12 protein-coding genes and 4 pseudogenes are annotated in these 16,010 nt (G+C 69.6%); 8 read left to right on the top strand and 8 right to left on the bottom strand.

All coding sequences use genetic code 11. The features are described 5' to 3' along the window. Window positions 1-252: 252 nt before the first annotated feature. A pseudogene (locus tag ABR737_RS06595) lies at window positions 253-900 on the top strand (SDR family oxidoreductase); the annotation flags it as partial. 226 nt (window positions 901-1,126) lie between these two features. On the opposite strand, the gene ABR737_RS06590 reads toward ABR737_RS06595, so the two are convergent. Beyond that, complete coding sequence (locus tag ABR737_RS06590; protein WP_350249242.1) at window positions 1,127-2,071, bottom strand: LysR family transcriptional regulator; 945 nt, start codon at window positions 2,069-2,071, stop codon at window positions 1,127-1,129. An 89-nt stretch (window positions 2,072-2,160) separates the two neighbouring features. On the opposite strand from ABR737_RS06590, the gene ABR737_RS06585 reads away from it, so the two are divergent. The 3 genes from ABR737_RS06585 to ABR737_RS06575 all read left to right on the top strand — a co-directional run bounded on the left by ABR737_RS06585 (window position 2,161) and on the right by ABR737_RS06575 (window position 5,184). Continuing rightward, on the top strand, window positions 2,161-3,081 hold the full coding sequence (locus ABR737_RS06585) for a zinc-binding dehydrogenase (RefSeq protein WP_350249241.1): 921 nt from the start codon (window positions 2,161-2,163) through the stop codon (window positions 3,079-3,081). Next, entirely contained in the window at window positions 3,078-4,070 is a 993-nt protein-coding gene (locus ABR737_RS06580; protein WP_350249240.1) for an alpha/beta hydrolase family protein, read from the top strand. The genes ABR737_RS06585 and ABR737_RS06580 overlap by 4 nt, the downstream gene beginning before the upstream one ends. 160 nt (window positions 4,071-4,230) lie before the next feature. Then, window positions 4,231-5,184 carry an IS481 family transposase gene (locus ABR737_RS06575; protein WP_350249239.1) on the top strand — a complete coding sequence of 318 codons (954 nt, stop codon included), beginning with the start codon at window positions 4,231-4,233 and terminating at the stop codon, window positions 5,182-5,184. Window positions 5,185-5,189: 5 nt separating this feature from the next. Here ABR737_RS06575 and ABR737_RS06570 read toward each other — a convergent pair whose 3' ends face one another. Continuing rightward, complete coding sequence (locus ABR737_RS06570) at window positions 5,190-5,984, bottom strand: SDR family oxidoreductase (RefSeq protein ID WP_350256694.1); 795 nt, start codon at window positions 5,982-5,984, stop codon at window positions 5,190-5,192. 79 nt (window positions 5,985-6,063) lie between these two features. Here ABR737_RS06570 and ABR737_RS06565 point away from each other — a divergent pair, with 79 nt between their 5' ends. Then, window positions 6,064-6,306 (top strand): hypothetical protein, encoded by a 243-nt coding sequence (locus tag ABR737_RS06565; RefSeq protein ID WP_502964285.1) that lies wholly within the window; start codon window positions 6,064-6,066, stop codon window positions 6,304-6,306. A gap of 29 nt (window positions 6,307-6,335) precedes the next feature. After that, window positions 6,336-7,027: pseudogene (locus ABR737_RS06560) on the top strand (SDR family oxidoreductase). A gap of 142 nt (window positions 7,028-7,169) precedes the next feature. Here the strand turns inward: ABR737_RS06560 and ABR737_RS06555 are convergent. Together ABR737_RS06555 and ABR737_RS06550 are read right to left on the bottom strand one after the other, a co-directional pair. Beyond that, window positions 7,170-7,406 (bottom strand): hypothetical protein, encoded by a 237-nt coding sequence (locus ABR737_RS06555; protein ID WP_350249238.1) that lies wholly within the window; start codon window positions 7,404-7,406, stop codon window positions 7,170-7,172. 301 nt (window positions 7,407-7,707) lie between these two features. After that, on the bottom strand, window positions 7,708-8,232 hold the full coding sequence (locus ABR737_RS06550) for a hypothetical protein (RefSeq protein ID WP_350249237.1): 525 nt from the start codon (window positions 8,230-8,232) through the stop codon (window positions 7,708-7,710). A 474-nt stretch (window positions 8,233-8,706) separates the two neighbouring features. On the opposite strand from ABR737_RS06550, the pseudogene ABR737_RS06545 reads away from it, so the two are divergent. Beyond that, a pseudogene (locus tag ABR737_RS06545) lies at window positions 8,707-8,886 on the top strand (dTDP-4-dehydrorhamnose reductase); the annotation flags it as partial. A gap of 80 nt (window positions 8,887-8,966) precedes the next feature. Here the strand turns inward: ABR737_RS06545 and ABR737_RS06540 are convergent. The 3 genes from ABR737_RS06540 to ABR737_RS06530 all read right to left on the bottom strand — a co-directional run bounded on the left by ABR737_RS06540 (window position 8,967) and on the right by ABR737_RS06530 (window position 12,357). Then, complete coding sequence (locus ABR737_RS06540) at window positions 8,967-10,376, bottom strand: amidase (RefSeq protein WP_350249236.1); 1,410 nt, start codon at window positions 10,374-10,376, stop codon at window positions 8,967-8,969. 255 nt (window positions 10,377-10,631) lie between these two features. After that, window positions 10,632-11,396: a (2Fe-2S)-binding protein gene (locus ABR737_RS06535; RefSeq protein WP_350249235.1), complete on the bottom strand. Its 765-nt coding sequence runs from the start codon at window positions 11,394-11,396 to the stop codon at window positions 10,632-10,634. Between the two features lie 109 nt (window positions 11,397-11,505). Then, window positions 11,506-12,357: a LysR family transcriptional regulator gene (locus ABR737_RS06530; RefSeq protein ID WP_350249234.1), complete on the bottom strand. Its 852-nt coding sequence runs from the start codon at window positions 12,355-12,357 to the stop codon at window positions 11,506-11,508. Between the two features lie 89 nt (window positions 12,358-12,446). On the opposite strand from ABR737_RS06530, the pseudogene ABR737_RS06525 reads away from it, so the two are divergent. After that, window positions 12,447-13,322: pseudogene (locus ABR737_RS06525) on the top strand (EamA family transporter); the annotation flags it as partial. A gap of 467 nt (window positions 13,323-13,789) precedes the next feature. Here the strand turns inward: ABR737_RS06525 and ABR737_RS06520 are convergent. Further along, on the bottom strand, window positions 13,790-15,871 hold the full coding sequence (locus ABR737_RS06520) for a hypothetical protein (protein WP_350249233.1): 2,082 nt from the start codon (window positions 15,869-15,871) through the stop codon (window positions 13,790-13,792). Window positions 15,872-16,010 lie beyond the last annotated feature (139 nt).

Here is a 16,010-nt window from a genome sequence, read left to right as displayed (position 1 = left end):
AGCCACAATCCCCGGAACGACGCGAACCGCGCCCTCCCGCGCCTCCGCACGCCCTCCGACCGCTGCATGATCCAGGAATACGTGCGCCGGGACGGTTACCCGTGTCGCTCATGCGCAGTGGTCATGCGCAGAGGTTCTGTGCGGTGAGCGATCGCAACGGCCCACCCGGGCGGGTGCGTTCGGGCCACCGGGCGGACTGCATGGACCGGGTGAACGGCGTGGACTGCTCAAGCTGCCCTACCGTAGGGCGCCATGAAGGTCCTGATCATCGGCGGCAGCGGGTTCCTGGGGACGGAACTGGTGCGCCAGGCCACGGCTGCGGGCTGGGAGACAGCCGCAACGTACTGCTCCCGCCCCGGAACCATCCCCGGAGCCTCCTGGTACCCACTCGACCTCCGCGCCACCGGGCAGGTCGACGAGGTGCTGGCCGCGGTTGCCCCCGGTGCCGTCATCAACGCAACGAGCGGGGGGAGCGACTGGGCGGTCACCGCCGAGGGTTCGATCCGTGTGGCGATGGCCACGACGCCACGCGATTGCCGCCTGGTCCATGTCTCCAGCGACGCCGTGTTCTCCGGTGCGCGGATTCACTACGACGAGACCTGTTCACCTGACCCGATCACCCCGTATGGCGCGGCAAAGGCCACCGCCGAGACGGCTGTTCGCCTCTTCGCGCCGACCGCCGCAGTCGCACGCATTTCATTGATCCTCGGGCAGGGCACATCCGTACACGAGCGTATGGTCCATGCCCTGGCTGCCGAGGCACACGACGGTGTCCTGTTCACCGACGACATCCGTTGCCCAGAGCACGTCGAAGATCTGGCCTCCGCTCTGCGGCAACTCGCCTGCTCCGACCAGGCCGGGATATTCCACCTCGCCGGAGCGGACGCCCTCAGCCGCTATGTTCCCTGTCAAGTTCATCTGTTCAGATTCTGTGGGGTGCTCTGGGGGCCCGAGACGCAGAGGAGCCGCCCCGGTGGTGAAGGTGGCCGGGGCGGCTCTGTAGGTGGAGCAGTCAGCGGTTCGGCGGTCGAAATGGGACGACGTTGTCCGCGACGGGGACACCAACGAAAGGTGTCCGGGCCAAGTTTGCGCACGGTGGGAGACGACGCACTTGGGGCAGCACTGCTCAATGCTCCTTGCAGGAGGCGCGGTTCGCGGGCGGTTCGGGCAGCCAGTCGCGAGCCGGGTCGTACTCCAACCAACGGCGTTGCCCTGCTTCGGTGGCGCAGACGGCGGTGAGGTCGCTCAGTCCCGGGTGTCCGTTGCCGGCGCGCCACAGCAGCGACCAGGCATACAGCGGCGTGGGGTTGACCAGCGGGACGGAGCGCAGCCCCGGGATCTCCGGCAGTGGCGCGTCGGCGGGCAGCAGCGAGAAGCGTCGTGGGTCTTGCGCCACCTCGGCGAGGAAGTGGGCGAGGCCCAGGTTGACGCTCGTGGCTGTGTCTCGGATGTCGAATCGGTCGGCGAACCGGTGCAGGAAGTCGAGCCGGTCCAGTTCACCGGGTGCCCACAGCACGCTGTCGCTCAGCTGGTCAGGTCGCAGTGCTGGTTCGGCTGCGAGCGGATGGTCCGTACTCAGTACGGCGTCCACCGGCTCGAGGCGCACGAGGCGGTGTGCAAGGCCGGAGCGCAGCGGGGGGTGGACCCGGCCGAAGGCCGCGTCGATGTCGCCGTGCAGCAGTGCCGTCATCACCGACGGCAGGTCGCGCCCGTGCCCCAGCGCCAGGTCCCCGGCTTGTCCGGCGACCTGGGCCAGTGTCCGCATCGGTGCGTAGAGGTGCCCCCAGACATCGACGCGCAGTGGACGGTGCTTGCCGACCGCCGCCGCGACCGCGGCGTCGGCGGCGGCCAGGGTCTGCCGGGCCGGCGGGAGGAAACGCTGTCCGGCCTCGGTGAGGCGTACCCCGTTGCCGCCGCGCTGGAACAGCTCGGTGCCGAGCAGGGATTCCAGCCTCGCGATCCTCTTGGACAGCGCCTGCTGGGAGATGACGAGCGTCCCTGCTGCCCGACCGAAGTGCAGTTCCTCGGCGGCTCGCACGAAGGCGCGTACCTGTGGCACGTCGAGATCCATGGCTCCCACCATAGGTGACAACTAAGAGTTGTCGGCTGTGCGTGTGCGTTGTTGGATCACCGGGCTGCCGTGGAGGTTGCATTCTCGGCATGCAAAGACTGATCCCTACAGGGGAAGCGGCGCGTCCCGTCGCCTTCGCCGAGGTTCCCCAGCCCGTCCCGGAGCCCGGTGAGGCACTGGTCAAGGTCGAGGCGTTCGCACCGAACAGGGGCGAGACGTTCCTCCTCGAAAACCCCCGGCCGGGGATGCTGCCCGGCAAGGACATCGCGGGGCTCGTCGTGCAGGCGGCGGCCGACGGCTCGGGGCCCGGCATCGGCACCCGTGTGGTCGGACATCCGCCGCATGGCGGCTGGGCCGAGTACGCCGCCGTGCCTACGCACTCGCTCGCGGTGCTCCCGGACAGTATCGACAGCGTACGGGCGGCAGCCCTGCCCCTGGCCGGGATCACCGCCCTGCGCCTGCTGCGTACGGCCGGTTCCCTGGCAGGCAGGCGGGTGCTCCTGACCGGCGCCGCGGGCGGGGTTGGCCACTACGTCACCGAACTGGCCGTCGGTGCTGGGGCCGAGCTGACCGCGGTCACGGCCACGCCGGTTCGCGGCGAGCGGCTCGCGGAGCTGGGCGCGCAGGTGGTGCACGACGTCGCGGCGGCTCAAGGACCATTCGACGTCGTGCTGGAGTCTGCGGGCGGGCCGGATCTGCCGGTCGCCCTGGCCAAGGTGCGCCCCGGCGGGCTGCTCGTCTGGTTCGGCCAGGCAAGCCGCACGCCGGTGACCCTCGACTTCTTCCAACTGCTGAGCGGGCCCGAGCGCGTCACGATCCAGCACTTCCACTACGCCGGTGCCCCCTACGGCTCCGACCTCGCAGCCCTGGTACGTCTCGTGGAGCAGGAGCGGCTGCACCCGGAGATCGGCCGGATCGCCGCCTGGGCGGAGACCGCCGACACGCTGGTCGACTTGCGGGAGCGCCGGATACGCGGCAGGGCCGTACTGACAACAGGAGCAACACGATGAGCATCGCCGAGTTCGCCGCCGCCCAGTGGACACGCGCCACCGGCGCGGGCGTCGACCCCCACGAGTACCGGCGCGTGACCGACGGCCTCACCTCCGTCGCCGACTGGGAGGCGTCCTTCTTGCGCACCGGACACGCCTATCTGGAGCGCGCGGAGAAGGCGGGATCGTCCGTCTCCGCGGGGGAACATCTGCTGATGGCGGCCCGGTGGTTCCACCTCGCCACGCTCACGCCGTACGCGCAGGCAAGCCGTGCCGCCGTCGAGGCCGACCACGCCTTGAGCAGAGCACTCACTGCGCTGGAGCCCGGCGCCCGACGTGTGAGCGGTGAAGGATTCACCGGCTGGCTGCGCGGCCCCGCCGACGCTCCCGGCACCGTGGTCGTCGTCCCCGGCCTGGACTCGGCCAAGGAAGAGTTCCTCGATCTGGCCTCCGCACTGCTGGCCAGAGGGCTTGCGGTGTTCGCGATGGACGGGCCCGGGCAGGGCGTGCTCGCGGCCACGACAACCTTCAGTCCGGACTACGAGCAGGTCGTGGGCCGGGTCATCGATGCCCTCGGCGTCGCACGCATCGGGCTCGTCGGCCTGAGTCTGGGCGGCTATTTCGCGGCCCGGACCGCGGCGCTTGAGCCGCGCGTGGCCGCGGCCGCAACCGTCAGCGGCCCCTTCCGCCTCGACTGGGAGGAACTGCCCCCGCCGGTACGGGACATCATGGCCCGACGCACCGGCGGCCCCGACGCTGCACACGCGTTCGTCCGCCAGGTGGACCTCTCTGCCCTGGCACCCCGTATCGCGGCCCCGCTGCTGGTCGTGGACGGGGGTCAGGACGTCATACCCGGCGTGACGAACGGCGAGCCGCTGGCCCGTCTGGCACCGCACGGCACCTATCTGTCCGTACCGCACGGCGACCACCTCCTCGGCGACGCACGGGCCGACTGGCTGCCCCACCTCACCGACCACATCACGCGCACCCTGACGGGAGCATCGGCATGAACCGCTTCACCGGGAAGACCGTCCTCATCACCGGCGGCACTAGGTGTGTTGTCCCGGGACGTTGGTGACAGGCGACATGCCTCTCAGGGTGCTTGAAAGAGGGAGGGCCTTCTGGTTTCGGTGTGGATTGCGAAGTCTGCACCGATGCCAGGAGGCCCTCGTGATCCACCGTAACGCCCCGCTGACGCCGACCGGCAGGCTGCGTCTGGCCCGGTGCGTCGTCGATGACGGCTGGCCGTTGCGCCGGGCCGCGGAACGGTTCCAGGTCAGCCACACGACAGCGGCACGCTGGGCCGGCCGCTACCAACGTCATGGTCATGCGGGGATGAAGGACCGCTCCAGCAGGCCCCACCACCAGCCTCACCGCACGTCCGCAGCGGTGGAGGACGAGGTCGTCCGCATGCGACGCGAGCACCGGATCGGCCCGCTGCGGCTGGCCGTCCGTGCCGGTGTCGCAGCTTCCACCGCCCACCGCATCCTCAGGCGCCACGGCCTGCCGCCGCTGGCCGCCACCGACCGGGCCACCGGTGAACCCGTCCGCCGCTACGAACGCGCCCGCCCCGGCGAACTGGTCCACATCGACGTCAAGAAACTCGGCCGCATCCCCGACGGCGGCGGCCACAAAGCCCTCGGCCGGGCCGCCGGCCGCAAGAACCGCACCGGCGCCGGACTCGCCTACCTCCATACCGCTCTGGACGACCACACCCGACTCGCCTACACCGAAGACCTCCCCGACGAGAAGGCGGCCACCTGCGCGAGCTTCCTCACGCGGGCCATGGCCTGGTTCGCCGCCCGGGGGATCACCGTCGAGCGTGTGCTGACCGACAACGCCTGGGCCTACAGCAAGAACACCTGGCGCCAGACCTGCCGCGACCTGGGCATACAACCGCGCTGGACACGACCCTGGCGCCCACAGACCAACGGCAAGGTCGAACGCTTCCACCGCACCCTGCTCGACGAATGGGCCTACCACCAGCCCTACACCTCAGACGCCGAACGCCAAGCCGCATTTCCCGACTGGCTCGACTGGTACAACTACCACCGACCCCACACCGGAATCAGCGGCCACACCCCAGCCAGCCGCGTCACCAACCTCTCCGGACAACACACCTAGGCGGCCTACGCGGTTGTGGCGATGCCGCCGTCGACGGGGATCACGGCGCCCGTTAGGTATGCGCCTGCCCGGCTGGCGAGGAACACGGCGACACCCGCCATGTCGTCGTCACGGCCGATCCGGCGTAGCGGGGCCGACGCCGCGATCGCCTCGCCGAACTCATCGAGGGTTGCAGCCATCATCGCCGACGGGAACGCCCCCGGCGCCACGGCGTTCACGGTGACGTGCTGCGGTCCTAGTTCCCTGGCGAGCACTCTGGTGAGTTGATGCAGTGCGGCCTTGCTGCTGGAGTACGAGTAGTTGGGCCGCTGGGGGACGTGGATGGCGGCGATGCTACCGATGTTGATGATCCGCGCGGGATCGTCGGCGGTACCCGCCCTGCGAAGTGCGGGCAGCAGCGCCTGGACCAGCCAGAACGGCGACTTCAGGTTGAGGTCGACGACCGTGTCCCAGGCCGCGTCTGGGAACGTCGCCAGCGGCTCGTCCCACATGGCGCCCGCGTTGTTGACGAGGATATCGAGACGCTCCGAGTCGGCGGTGACGAGGTCGGACAGTCGCCGACACTCGTCGTGGCGGGACAGGTCGGCGGGGATGGCCCACACCTCACCAAATGTGGAAAGCTGTTCCTGCGCCTGAGCGCACGCTTCTGCGTTGCGTGAGCTGATGACCACGCGGACGCCCGCCTGGAGAAGGCCACGCGCGATCATCATTCCGATGCCTCGGGTGCCACCGGTGACGAGCGCGCGCTTTCCACGCAGATCGAAAAGTTCTGCATGCGTTGTGAATTGGTTGTCTACCACTTGCCGTCTTTTCAGTTGATCGTGCGGGATGATGCGTCGACGCGTGGGGTTTCGGTTCCGATGTCTCAACGCTATGGCCGTGGAGTGCACTCCAAGCAAGCGGATCAAGGTCCCGACGAACCGCGTCCGCAACCGCCTCAAGCGCGGATGGCGAGGTGGACGGCCGCCCAAGTTCGACCAGGACGACTACAAGCAGCGGCACGCGGTCGAGTGCGGGATCAACCGCCTCAAGCGCCTCCGGGCTCCAGCCACGAGGTACGACAAGCTCGCAGTCCTCTACAGGGCGACCGTGCTGCTCGCAATCCTCAACGAGTGGATGTAACCAGCACTTTCGCAACAGACCCTAGCGGCATGGGCCTGGCGACCGCACACCGCCTCATCACCGAAGGCGCTCACGTCATCGTCACCGGCCGCACCCGCGCACGAGTGGACACCGTCGTCCAGCAGCTCGGCCCCAACGCCTCGGGAGTCGTGGCCGACGCCGCCGACCTCGCCGCGGTGGACGCGCTGATGGAGACGGTCCGCGACCGTCACGGCCGTCTCGACAGCCTCTTCGCGAACGCGGGCACCGGCACGTTCCTGCCGTTCGACAAGATCGCCGAGCCTGACTTCGACCACGGCGTATCAACTTCAAGGGGGTGTTCTTCACCGCCCCAAAGGCACTGCCACTGCTGGCGGACGGAGGCTCGATCGTCATCAACGCATCGTGGACCATCCACCGGGGCAACAGCGTCCTCACCCTGTACTCGGCGACCAAAGCCGCCGTGCACAACCTGGCCCGGACCCTCGCCGCCGCACTCGCCCCGCGCGGCATGCGCGTCAACTCCATCAGCCCCGGGTACATCGACACCCCCATGTACCCGTCCGCCGCACTGAGCGCGGCGGAGACGAAGGCGCTGACCGACCGGATCGCCGCAGGCCGCTTCGGACAGCCGGAGGAGATCGCAGCAGCGGTGGCATTCCTCGCCTCGTCCGACGCCTCCTACGTCAACGGCCAGGACCTCGTCATCGACGGCGGCCTGGTCGGTGCCGTATCCGCCTGACGAACGGGAGCGCACACCCGAAGCCAGCCGGCTTCTCCCAGGCCCGCGCTGTCGACCGCCATCCAACCTGTTCCCCTCGGCTGCGGGAGAATGGCCGGGCACCGCGGGAAACGATCTCTCTGAAGTCCTGCGCAGCCCAAGGTCAGCGACTTTCGTCGGTGCCTCTCTTCTTCCGCTTGTTCGCCTCGTCCTCAGCTCGTGCGGCGAGGTACTCGGCCCAGTCGCGTCGGGCGTAGGCGACCCAGCGGAGTGCGGTGTGGCGGTGCATCCCGGTCACGTCGGCGAGGATCGGGCTGGGGAGATCAGCAGCGAGAGCAGCCAGCGCCGCGTTACGCGCGGTGCGAACCGGGATGCCATGGCGGCCCAGCTTCTGGGTCATGCCGTGCGTCGAGATCGGCTTGCCCGGGACCATGCCCGGGAAGAGCCACCGAGGCCCTGGGTGAACTCGCGAGAGCAGCGGCCGCAGCTGAGGCTGTTCGGCAAGTTGACGGAGGAGTTCGGCGAGCCTTGGCGGCAGCAGGACGGGGTGGCGGCCCAGGACCAGGTGGGCGTGCTTGTTGTCGAACTTGAGGTGCTCGGGCGTCGGATGGCAGAGACGTTCGGGCTATGGGGATTGCCCGCCCATTCAGCACGATCAGCAAATAGAGCGCCGCCGAGTGCCGAGCAGAATGCGGCGTCGCCTACGGAGACTTCCCCAGCACCTCCGCAAGCCGGAAGTCCCGGGTGATCTTCCGCTCCTCCTCGGTGAGCAACGTTTCCTCGCAGCGCAGGTTCGCGGTCATGAACACCCCGTTCCACCGCTCAGGTGCCATCGGCAGACCCTGCTCCGTCAGCCACAGATAAGCAGGCTCCGGCCCCTCTGCCCCCTCCAGAAACAGTGACTGCCGGTCCATCCAGCCCAGACGGCTCAGCTCCCGAGCACCGGCGACACCGTTCCGGTCCACCCACTCCACCGTCGGGTGCCGCCCATTCGTCACCCGAGTGATAAGCCGCATCACCGGCAGCCGCTCGTAACGGCCCGCTGCCTGTGCTCGCTGGATTGCCCAAGCCCGCTCGGACTGGATGTAGACCTCGACCTGCCCGACCGCGTCCACCGTGGCGTAGAACACGCGGCTGTTCTTCGACCGCCTCACGGCACCGGCTGTTCGGCCATGGCAATATCGCCCGTGCCGAAGACGTTGGGTCGGCAGCTCGAACGTCAGCAACGACCCGCCCTCCTGCCGCCTCAGGGCCGAGGACAGCAGCAGCTGAACAAAGCTCGTGTTCCGCATCTCCGTCCGGGAATCCCCCCTGGCGCTGGCAAACCAGCACGGGTGTGGCCGCGCAGACCGACGTCGGACCACAGGCCCCGGGTTCGCGGCGTCAGCCACGACACCCGCGAACTGACCGAGTCCGCCGCCCGGTCCTCCTGCCGCGACACGTCCACCGGCAGCGGGCGTACATCGCCCCACCGGAACAGCTTCGTGAACGCCGCCGCCTCCCGGTCCTCCGGCCGAACGAACACCGGATCACCCGGTTTGAGACCGATCCGGGTAACCGCCTCGGGCAGATCCCGCACCCCCATAACCCCCTCAGCGGGGAGCGTCCCCCACCGGCCCGGATCCGGTACCCGCACCACTTGCCACGTACTCAACTGCTACCTCCACTGACGCTTGAACACGCTCAAGCATCAGGGAAGCTATGAACTCGGCGTTCTCATCGCTCGGCGCGACGGACTCGACGCAACCCGGCTGCCTGCCGGGCGTCGAGCCGACAGCCCGGTGCCCGGGGCGCTCGACGTCCGCCTCGACAGCAGTGCCACACAGAGGCGCGTACACACACGGTTGCGTGGGGCACGGGAGTTCCTTCAACCGCGGTAACGCGAGAGTGGGGTGGGGTGGTGCTCGGCGACCGCGGCTACGGCCACGACAGTGGAGCAGTAGCGCCGTTCACCCGCACATCAGGTCAGCTCAGGGCGCCGGTCTCGCACGGGGCTGACCGACTCCAGTGCGGCACCGAGGCGCAGGAGGGTGGCTTCGTCGTACCAGCGGGAGACGAGCTGGACGCCGATCGGCAGTTTCTCGCATGTGGCCCCGAAGGGCAGCGAGAGCGCGGGCAGACCGGTGAGGTTGAAGGGAACGGTCGCGCGCATGATGCCGCGTGCCGGGACGGTGACGTCTCCGACGGTGAACTTCGACCGGGCATGCGGTGGCGCGGGGATGGGGCACACGGGGCACAGCAGCACGTCGTAACGCTCGAAGTATCCGGCGAACAGGGAGCCGAGCACCTCGACCTGCTGCTGCGCTGCGACATAGTCGGCCGCCGGCACGTCCGGGGCGGTGAGCGCCCGCTGGATGACGCCGTGCAGCTCGGACTCGCGGCCGTCGACGGCCTGCCGGAAGTACGGCACGACCTCGGCGGTGAACAACGCTGCGCTCAGCGCGGTCGCGTCCAGGGTCTCCAACTCTTCCAGCGGGGCCGGCTCGACGGTGCAGCCCAGCGTCCGCAACGCGTCGGCCGCGGCCATGACGGTGTCCGTCACCTCGCGGTCCACCGGGCCGAAGGTGGGCTCGGCCGCCCAGCCCACCCGCAGCCCCGCCACGTGGCCCGGCCGGTCGGTGATCCGCGGCGCGTGCCGTACGTAGCCGTCGGCCCCGTCGGGGCCCGAGAGGATCTTCAAGGCGGTCATGATGTCCCGCACACTGCGGGCCATCGGACCGACGTGCCAAAAACGGCGGGGCACCTCGGGCCAGTGTCCGGTGATCGGTATCCGTCCGCGGGTCGCCTTCAGCGCGACGATGCCGGTGTCGTGGGCCGGCCCCCGCACCGAGATGGCGACGTCGCTGCCGAGCCCGAGCGGCGACATTCCGGCGGCGATCGCGGCCGACTCCCCGCCGCTCGAACCGCCTGGAGTGCGCGCGCCGTCCCAGGGATTGAGGGACCTGCCGGTGATCAAGTTGTCGGTTTCGGTCCAGTAGGAGAACTCCGGCAAGTTCGTCTTGGCCAGGGGAATCCCACCGGCTGCCCGGAACCGGGCCACCGCGGTCGCGTCCCTCTCGGGAACCCGGTCCCGGAACAGTGACGAGCCGCGTGTGGTCACAGTCCCCGCCACATCCAACGAGTCCTTGACGGTGAACGGGACACCGTGCAGCGGACCCACGGCGGTGCCTGTCCCGACCGCTCGATCGGCGGCGCGCGCCGCGGCGAGGGCCTGTTCGGCGACCACCGTCACGACGGCGTTGACCTTCGGGTTGACCGCCTCGATGCGGTCCACGTGGGCCTGCATCACCTCGGTCGCGGAGACCTGCCGCCGGCTGATGAGTTCTGCCAGGTCGGTCGCGTCCCGGTAACAGATCTCGTGCTCGCCCATCGACCGCCGCCTTTCCGTCGTACAGCACGATCATGATAGGCACAGAACCCCGGAAAACCAGGCGCATTTGGGCATACGGCTGCATGCCCCCGGAGGCCACCCCGCCCCCGGACCAGCAGTGGGGGTTCGATCCGGTTCCTGTCTCAGGCTTCCGGCAGGCGGTCAGGAAAGAGACCAGCGACAGAGACCATTCGGTAAGAGATGCGCAGGGGTCCGCAGGGGTTCGCCTGGGGTCTCAGGGACTCTCAGGCTCTCTCAGGGGCGCGCAAGGACGCAATCGCCGCAGATCGCTCCCGAGGCACCCGGAGCGGCCCGGTAGATCAGACAGCAACTCCTCCGCCGGAAGCGCCCGTTGCCCGCGTCCAGGGTGTGGGTGTCCTGAAGCAGCGGCCGGCTCAGGAACAGCAGGGCCGCTGTGCGCGCCGGGCGTGCGAGGTCCGGTGCCGCGGACACCATGCCCGCCGCCGCGCCGTTGACGGCCGATGCCACATTGCCCCACAGAATGCGCGGGGAGACGGAGAAGGATGCTGCGGCGTCGCCCAGTTCGCGGATCGGCCCGTCGAGCAACTTCTCTACGGCGTCGGCATCAGCATCGGCGTTGTTGTCGGCGTTACCGGCGGCGACCGAGGCCGCTACCGTCTCCCACGGCAGCGACAGGGCGAACGCGCCGCCGAGGCCGGAGTGCCACCTCAGATCGTCCAGGGTGGGTGGTGGTGACGGCAGGCCGCGCACAGCGGCCAGGCCGAGCAACGGCGAGATGACCCGTGCCACCAGACCCAGATGTGCCACGGAAGCGGCCACACGCTGTTCGACGGCCTCGGCCGGTCTGCCGCCGCGGGCGGCAAGCGAGGCACGCACCGCGGTGACGCGCTCCCGCAGGACGCCGCTCTCCTCCCGCGCCACCTCGCTCAACCTGCGCCAGGGGGAGGCGATCTCCGACGCCGCGGGGTGCGTCTCGAAGGCGAAGAAGGGTCCGAGGGCCGCGACCTGTTCCTGCCAGGCGGCAGTGGGTTCCGTCATGGCTACCTTGTCTGGGTTCGAGGTGGCGGGGAGGGCAGGGAGGCGCCGGTTGCGCAGCATGGGGCCGTTGCCGGGGCGGAGCGCTGCCAGGGCGGCAGCGCACAGCCCTTCACTTCCCCCGGTGGTAGAGGTCGGTCAGCAGCGCGACGGCGGCATGGGTCGCCGGATGCGGGTCGTGGCGGCGCCAGATGAGGTGGACCGCGATGGGCGTGGCATCGCGCAGCCGCCGGAAGACGATCCCGTCGCGCCGGTACTGGTTGACGGTGCTCTCGGGGGTGATGCCGACGCTGCGGCCGGTGGCGATCAGGGCGAGCCAGTCATCGATGTCCTGGGTGTATTCCACGACGGGACGCGCTGACTCCGGCCACAGGTCGGCCGTGGTGGTGCCGGTGCGCCGGTCGATGAGGAGGGTGCGTTCGCGGATGTCGGCCAGGGCGATGGAGCGGCGGGTGACCCAGGGGTCGTCGTCGGCCATGGCGCAGTAGCGGCGTTCCCGGCCGACGACGGCGCTGGCGAAGCGCGCGTCGTCGAAGGCGGTACGCACCACGGCCAGGTCGCACAGGCCCTCTGCCAGGCCGCCGGTGGACGAGTTGGTACGGATAAGATGCAGTTCGACGTCGGGGTAGCGGGCCGCCCAACGACGCTGGTACTCGGCGGTGTGCCGGCCCATGGCCGACCAGGCATGGCCGATGCGCAGGCGGGTGTGGCCGGTGGTGGCTTCGCGGATGAGGTTGTCGGCCTCGGCCAGCACCTTGCGGGCGCGCGCCAGCACCTGGACGCCGGCGGTGGTGGGGATGACGTTCCTGCTGGTGCGGTGCAACAGCCTTACTCCCAGCGCGTCTTCGAGCGAACTGAGCGTGCGGGACACCGCCGCCTGGGAGATGCCCAGATCGATGGCGGCATCGGTGAAGCCGCCGGCGTCGACGATCGCCACCAGACAGCGCAGGTGTCGCAGTTCCATTGTCCAGTGTCCAGATCCATAACCAGGGCGCATTGATGCGTACGTGCATGCATTTTACGTATGGGTGTCTCCGGCCGGATGCTCGGTGCATGGGAAAGAGCACTCAAGGCCGGTGGCAACCCGAGGCAGATCGTGGGGGACCGGCGGCGCACCCGGGCCGTGCGGCGGGGGTCGCGATGATGTTCGGCAGCGGGCTGTCCAACCAGATCGGTGCCGCGACCGGAGCACTGGCGTTTCCGGTGATCGGGCCGGCGGGCGTGGTGGCCGTGCGGCAGTGGGTGGCGGGCCTCGTCCTGCTGGCGGTGGGGCGGCCGCGGCTGCGGACGTTCACCTGGCGGCAGTGGTGGCCGGTGCTGTGCCTGGCGGCGGTGTTCGCCACCATGAACCTGTCCCTCTACACGGCGATCGACCGCATCGGTCTGGGCCTCGCGGTGACCCTGGAATTCCTCGGGCCGCTGGCCGTGGCACTCGCCGCCTCCCGCCGGCTGGCGGATCTGCTGTGTGCCCTCGTCGCCGGGGCCGCGGTCGTCCTGCTGACCCGCCCGCAGCCGGCCACCGACTACGTGGGCCTCGCGCTGGGCCTGCTCGCTGCCGTGTGCTGGGCGTCCTACATCCTGCTCAACCGGCTCGTCGGCGCCCGGCTGCCGGGCGCCGAGGGCTCGGCCGCGGCTGCCGGTGTCTCGGCCCTGCTGTACCTCCCCATCGGAATCGCCGTGCTCGCCCACCACCACCCCAGCGCGAGCGCCATCGGGTACGCGGCTGCCGCAGGCCTCCTCTCCTCGGCCGTCCCGTTCCTCGCCGACCTGCGCGCACTGCGCCGGGTCCCCGCCCGCTTCTTCGGGGTTTTCATGAGCGTCAACCCCGTCCTCGCGGCTCTGGTCGGCCTCGTCGTCCTGGACCAGACCCTGCAAGGAATCGACTGGCTGGCCATCGCGGCCATCGTGGCGGCCAACACCGTCAGCATCCTGGGCGGCGGCTCCCGCGCTGCGGTTCCGTCCGGCGGCCGCCGTACCGTCTCCTCGGCCGTGGCACTCGACCCCACGACGCCGGTTGACCCCACCCCGACGGATGCCCGCACAGCCGAGTCCGCCCTCACCACGGCGCACGGCCGCCAGACCGGATCGACGCACGGCCACCAGACCGGATCGATCCCGTGCCGTGAACTCTGCTGAGCGGCGCGCTCGTACCCCTTCCACGTCTTCCCGTCCACACGGTCGATTCAGCGGCCACACGGTCAATGCAGCCACACGGCCAGACAGCCACGCATCTGCGCAGCTCAGAGACGCGGACCGCAGTCCGCCGCCCGGTAGGGGCGGAGTTTCCCAGTCCGGAGCACGGGTTCGATTCCCGTCCTGCTTGAGAGGGTCGAGGCCGAGGTCGCGGACCTGAGCCCGGTCATCCGCTGGACCTTGGAACGGACGAAGCTTCCACGTCAGCCCTCGTCGTCGCCCTCTGCATCCGCGTCAGCGGTCGCAGCCTCGCCGTGGACGTTGCGCCGTAGGTTTTCCAGGTCGGTCTGTAGCTCGAGCAGCGACTGACGCAGGTCACCGAACTCGGCGAGCTCGACGACGGGTGGCCAGCTCCCGGCCGTGCCATCAATCGCCGTCAGACCATCCAGGGCGATCCTGGCACTCGACAAGCTTCCCCGCAGAGTGCGTCGGTAGTCGGCGGCCCGCCTGCCGCTCGGGGCAGCGTCGCCGGGATCGCTGGAAGAGGGGCCCCACGGCTTAGGTACGGTCAAGGTGCCCTCGCCGTCGAGAGACTCCCCGCCCACACCGCCCGCCGAGTCCTCCTTGGAAGCCGGGGTCGGGGGCGGGGCAGGGGCGGGCGACTGGCGGGCCAAGTGCTCCGCGTAGGCCACGCGGGCGCGCTCCTGGTCGGCGGCCCACACCACGTCCCATTCACACAACGGCAGGGGGACGCCGTTCTCATCCCGGGCAACTTTGTCCGGCTGTTCCAGGTCCACCTTGGTGTGCACGTAGGCCGGGCCTTCGTCGTCCTTCCGGTCCCGGCGGACGAACTGCCGTACGGACTGCACGTTCTCCGGCAGCGCGCCGGCGCGGAACCGGTTGGCGGTCAGTGCCAGGGTCCACAGGCCCAGCTCATTGTCCTGGGCCGACAGATCCTCGACGACCAGGTGGACGTCGGACCGGAAGGGTACGCCGCCCTTCTCCTTGGGGGCCATCAGGGACGAGCCGACGTTCCGGGTGAGGAGTTTGTCGGCGATCAGCGCGATGCCGCCGGCCACCGCCAGCGTGCACCGGGCACCGGCGTCGCCCGCCAAGGCTGGTTGCACCAGGCTGGTGAAGTCGTCAGTGAAAACCGGCTCCCACTCCTTGAGCACCTCTCGGGTGAGGACACCGCCGTTGCTCCATGCGTTGCGGGCCTGCTTGGAAACGGCCTTCTTGGCGCTGCGCCACGGCAGATCGATGATCGGGCCCAGAAGCTCGGCGAAGCCTTTGGCGCTCATCCGCGAGCCGCCCTTGATGGTTTTGGCCTGCTCCTTGAGCCGCTCGTACAGCTCGGGCCGGGTCAGGGCGTGGATCAGCTGGATACCGCGCCACAGGGCGGTGCCCGGGAGGCGGTCGTCGCCGTACTCCCGGGGCAGATCCTCCGGTGCGGTCCGGCCCACGGCCAAGCCGTAGACGACCTGGAGGCTCTCCTTGGCCACCGGCACGTCACCGAGCTGGATGATGCGCTTGAGGGCCCGGGTGGCCACCTCCACGTTCTGGGCCGCGGAGTCCCACGCCTTGAACTCGACGTGCACGCTGGCCAGGATCGAGCGCATGGCGTCGTCGAAGACGTCCTCGGGCGCCAGCAGGTGGCCCGGGTGCCCCTCGGCGCCGACTGCTACCTGGGCGGGGACCATGTAGGTCTGCGCGATGTGGACTCCGCGGTCGCCCGGCTGTTCTCCTGCCATGGCCCCGTGGAACTCGTGGGCGAGGGCCCTCCGCCAGTTCTCACGGGTCGCTGCCAGCCGCTCGACGAAGGGCCGGCCGTCTGCAGCGGGAGCGCCCGAAGTCTTCCCGAAAAGCGACTCCACCATGAGATCGGCTGCGTCCTCGGCCTCGGCGTCCGGACCGGCGAGTAGGCTCCAAGCGCTGGCCAAACGTGTGATGCCGTCCCGCACGACAAGAGCGTGGAAGGACTCTGTGCCGTCCTCGAAGGTGAACTCCACCGGATGTGTGATCAGGGGGCGGGTGACCTTCCGGCCCAGGATGGAGACCGCGTAGCTGTTGAGAGCCAGGGTGCCGTGTACGGTCTGCCGGATGTGATCCTTCAGGTGCTGTAGGTCTTTGTACCGATAGCGCACGACGGCGCACGGCTCGCCGCCTTGGGTCGTGCCCACCACCTGCGGGTCGGGGACGTCCATCACCTCCATCCCCGTGCGGGGCTGAATACCGGGCAGCAGTTCGCTGAGCCAGACACGGGTGTTGAAGGTCCGGAGAGTGGCGCCTTCGACGTTCTCCTCCAGCAGGAGGCCGCCGGGCTCCTGTGCGGTGGGCTGCAGCATGACTGCTACACCTTCGGGAACGGCCGATGCCCGGGCCACGGCTTGCCAGGCACCGAGAGGAAGCGAGGCGAGTGGGTTGGCAACGCCGGCGGTAGCAACCTTGGCCCGGACAGACTCATCGGGCTGTGAGGGCAGGGCG

The organism is Streptomyces sp. Edi2, from assembly GCF_040253635.1.
Lineage (GTDB): Bacteria > Actinomycetota > Actinomycetes > Streptomycetales > Streptomycetaceae > Streptomyces.
This window is presented reverse-complemented; position numbering and strand designations above follow the sequence as displayed.

Coding starts and splice junctions, on each gene's coding strand:
- ABR737_RS06555 (WP_350249238.1), bottom strand. CDS start 7,406: ATGACCCAGAAGCTGGGCCGCCATGGCATCCCGGTTCGCACCGCGCGT.
- ABR737_RS06540 (WP_350249236.1), bottom strand. CDS start 10,376: ATGGGCGAGCACGAGATCTGTTACCGGGACGCGACCGACCTGGCAGAA.
- ABR737_RS06530 (WP_350249234.1), bottom strand. CDS start 12,357: ATGGAACTGCGACACCTGCGCTGTCTGGTGGCGATCGTCGACGCCGGC.
- ABR737_RS06585 (WP_350249241.1), top strand. CDS start 2,161: ATGCAAAGACTGATCCCTACAGGGGAAGCGGCGCGTCCCGTCGCCTTC.
- ABR737_RS06520 (WP_350249233.1), bottom strand. CDS start 15,871: ATGCTGCAGCCCACCGCACAGGAGCCCGGCGGCCTCCTGCTGGAGGAG.
- ABR737_RS06580 (WP_350249240.1), top strand. CDS start 3,078: ATGAGCATCGCCGAGTTCGCCGCCGCCCAGTGGACACGCGCCACCGGC.
- ABR737_RS06535 (WP_350249235.1), bottom strand. CDS start 11,396: ATGACGGAACCCACTGCCGCCTGGCAGGAACAGGTCGCGGCCCTCGGA.
- ABR737_RS06590 (WP_350249242.1), bottom strand. CDS start 2,071: ATGGATCTCGACGTGCCACAGGTACGCGCCTTCGTGCGAGCCGCCGAG.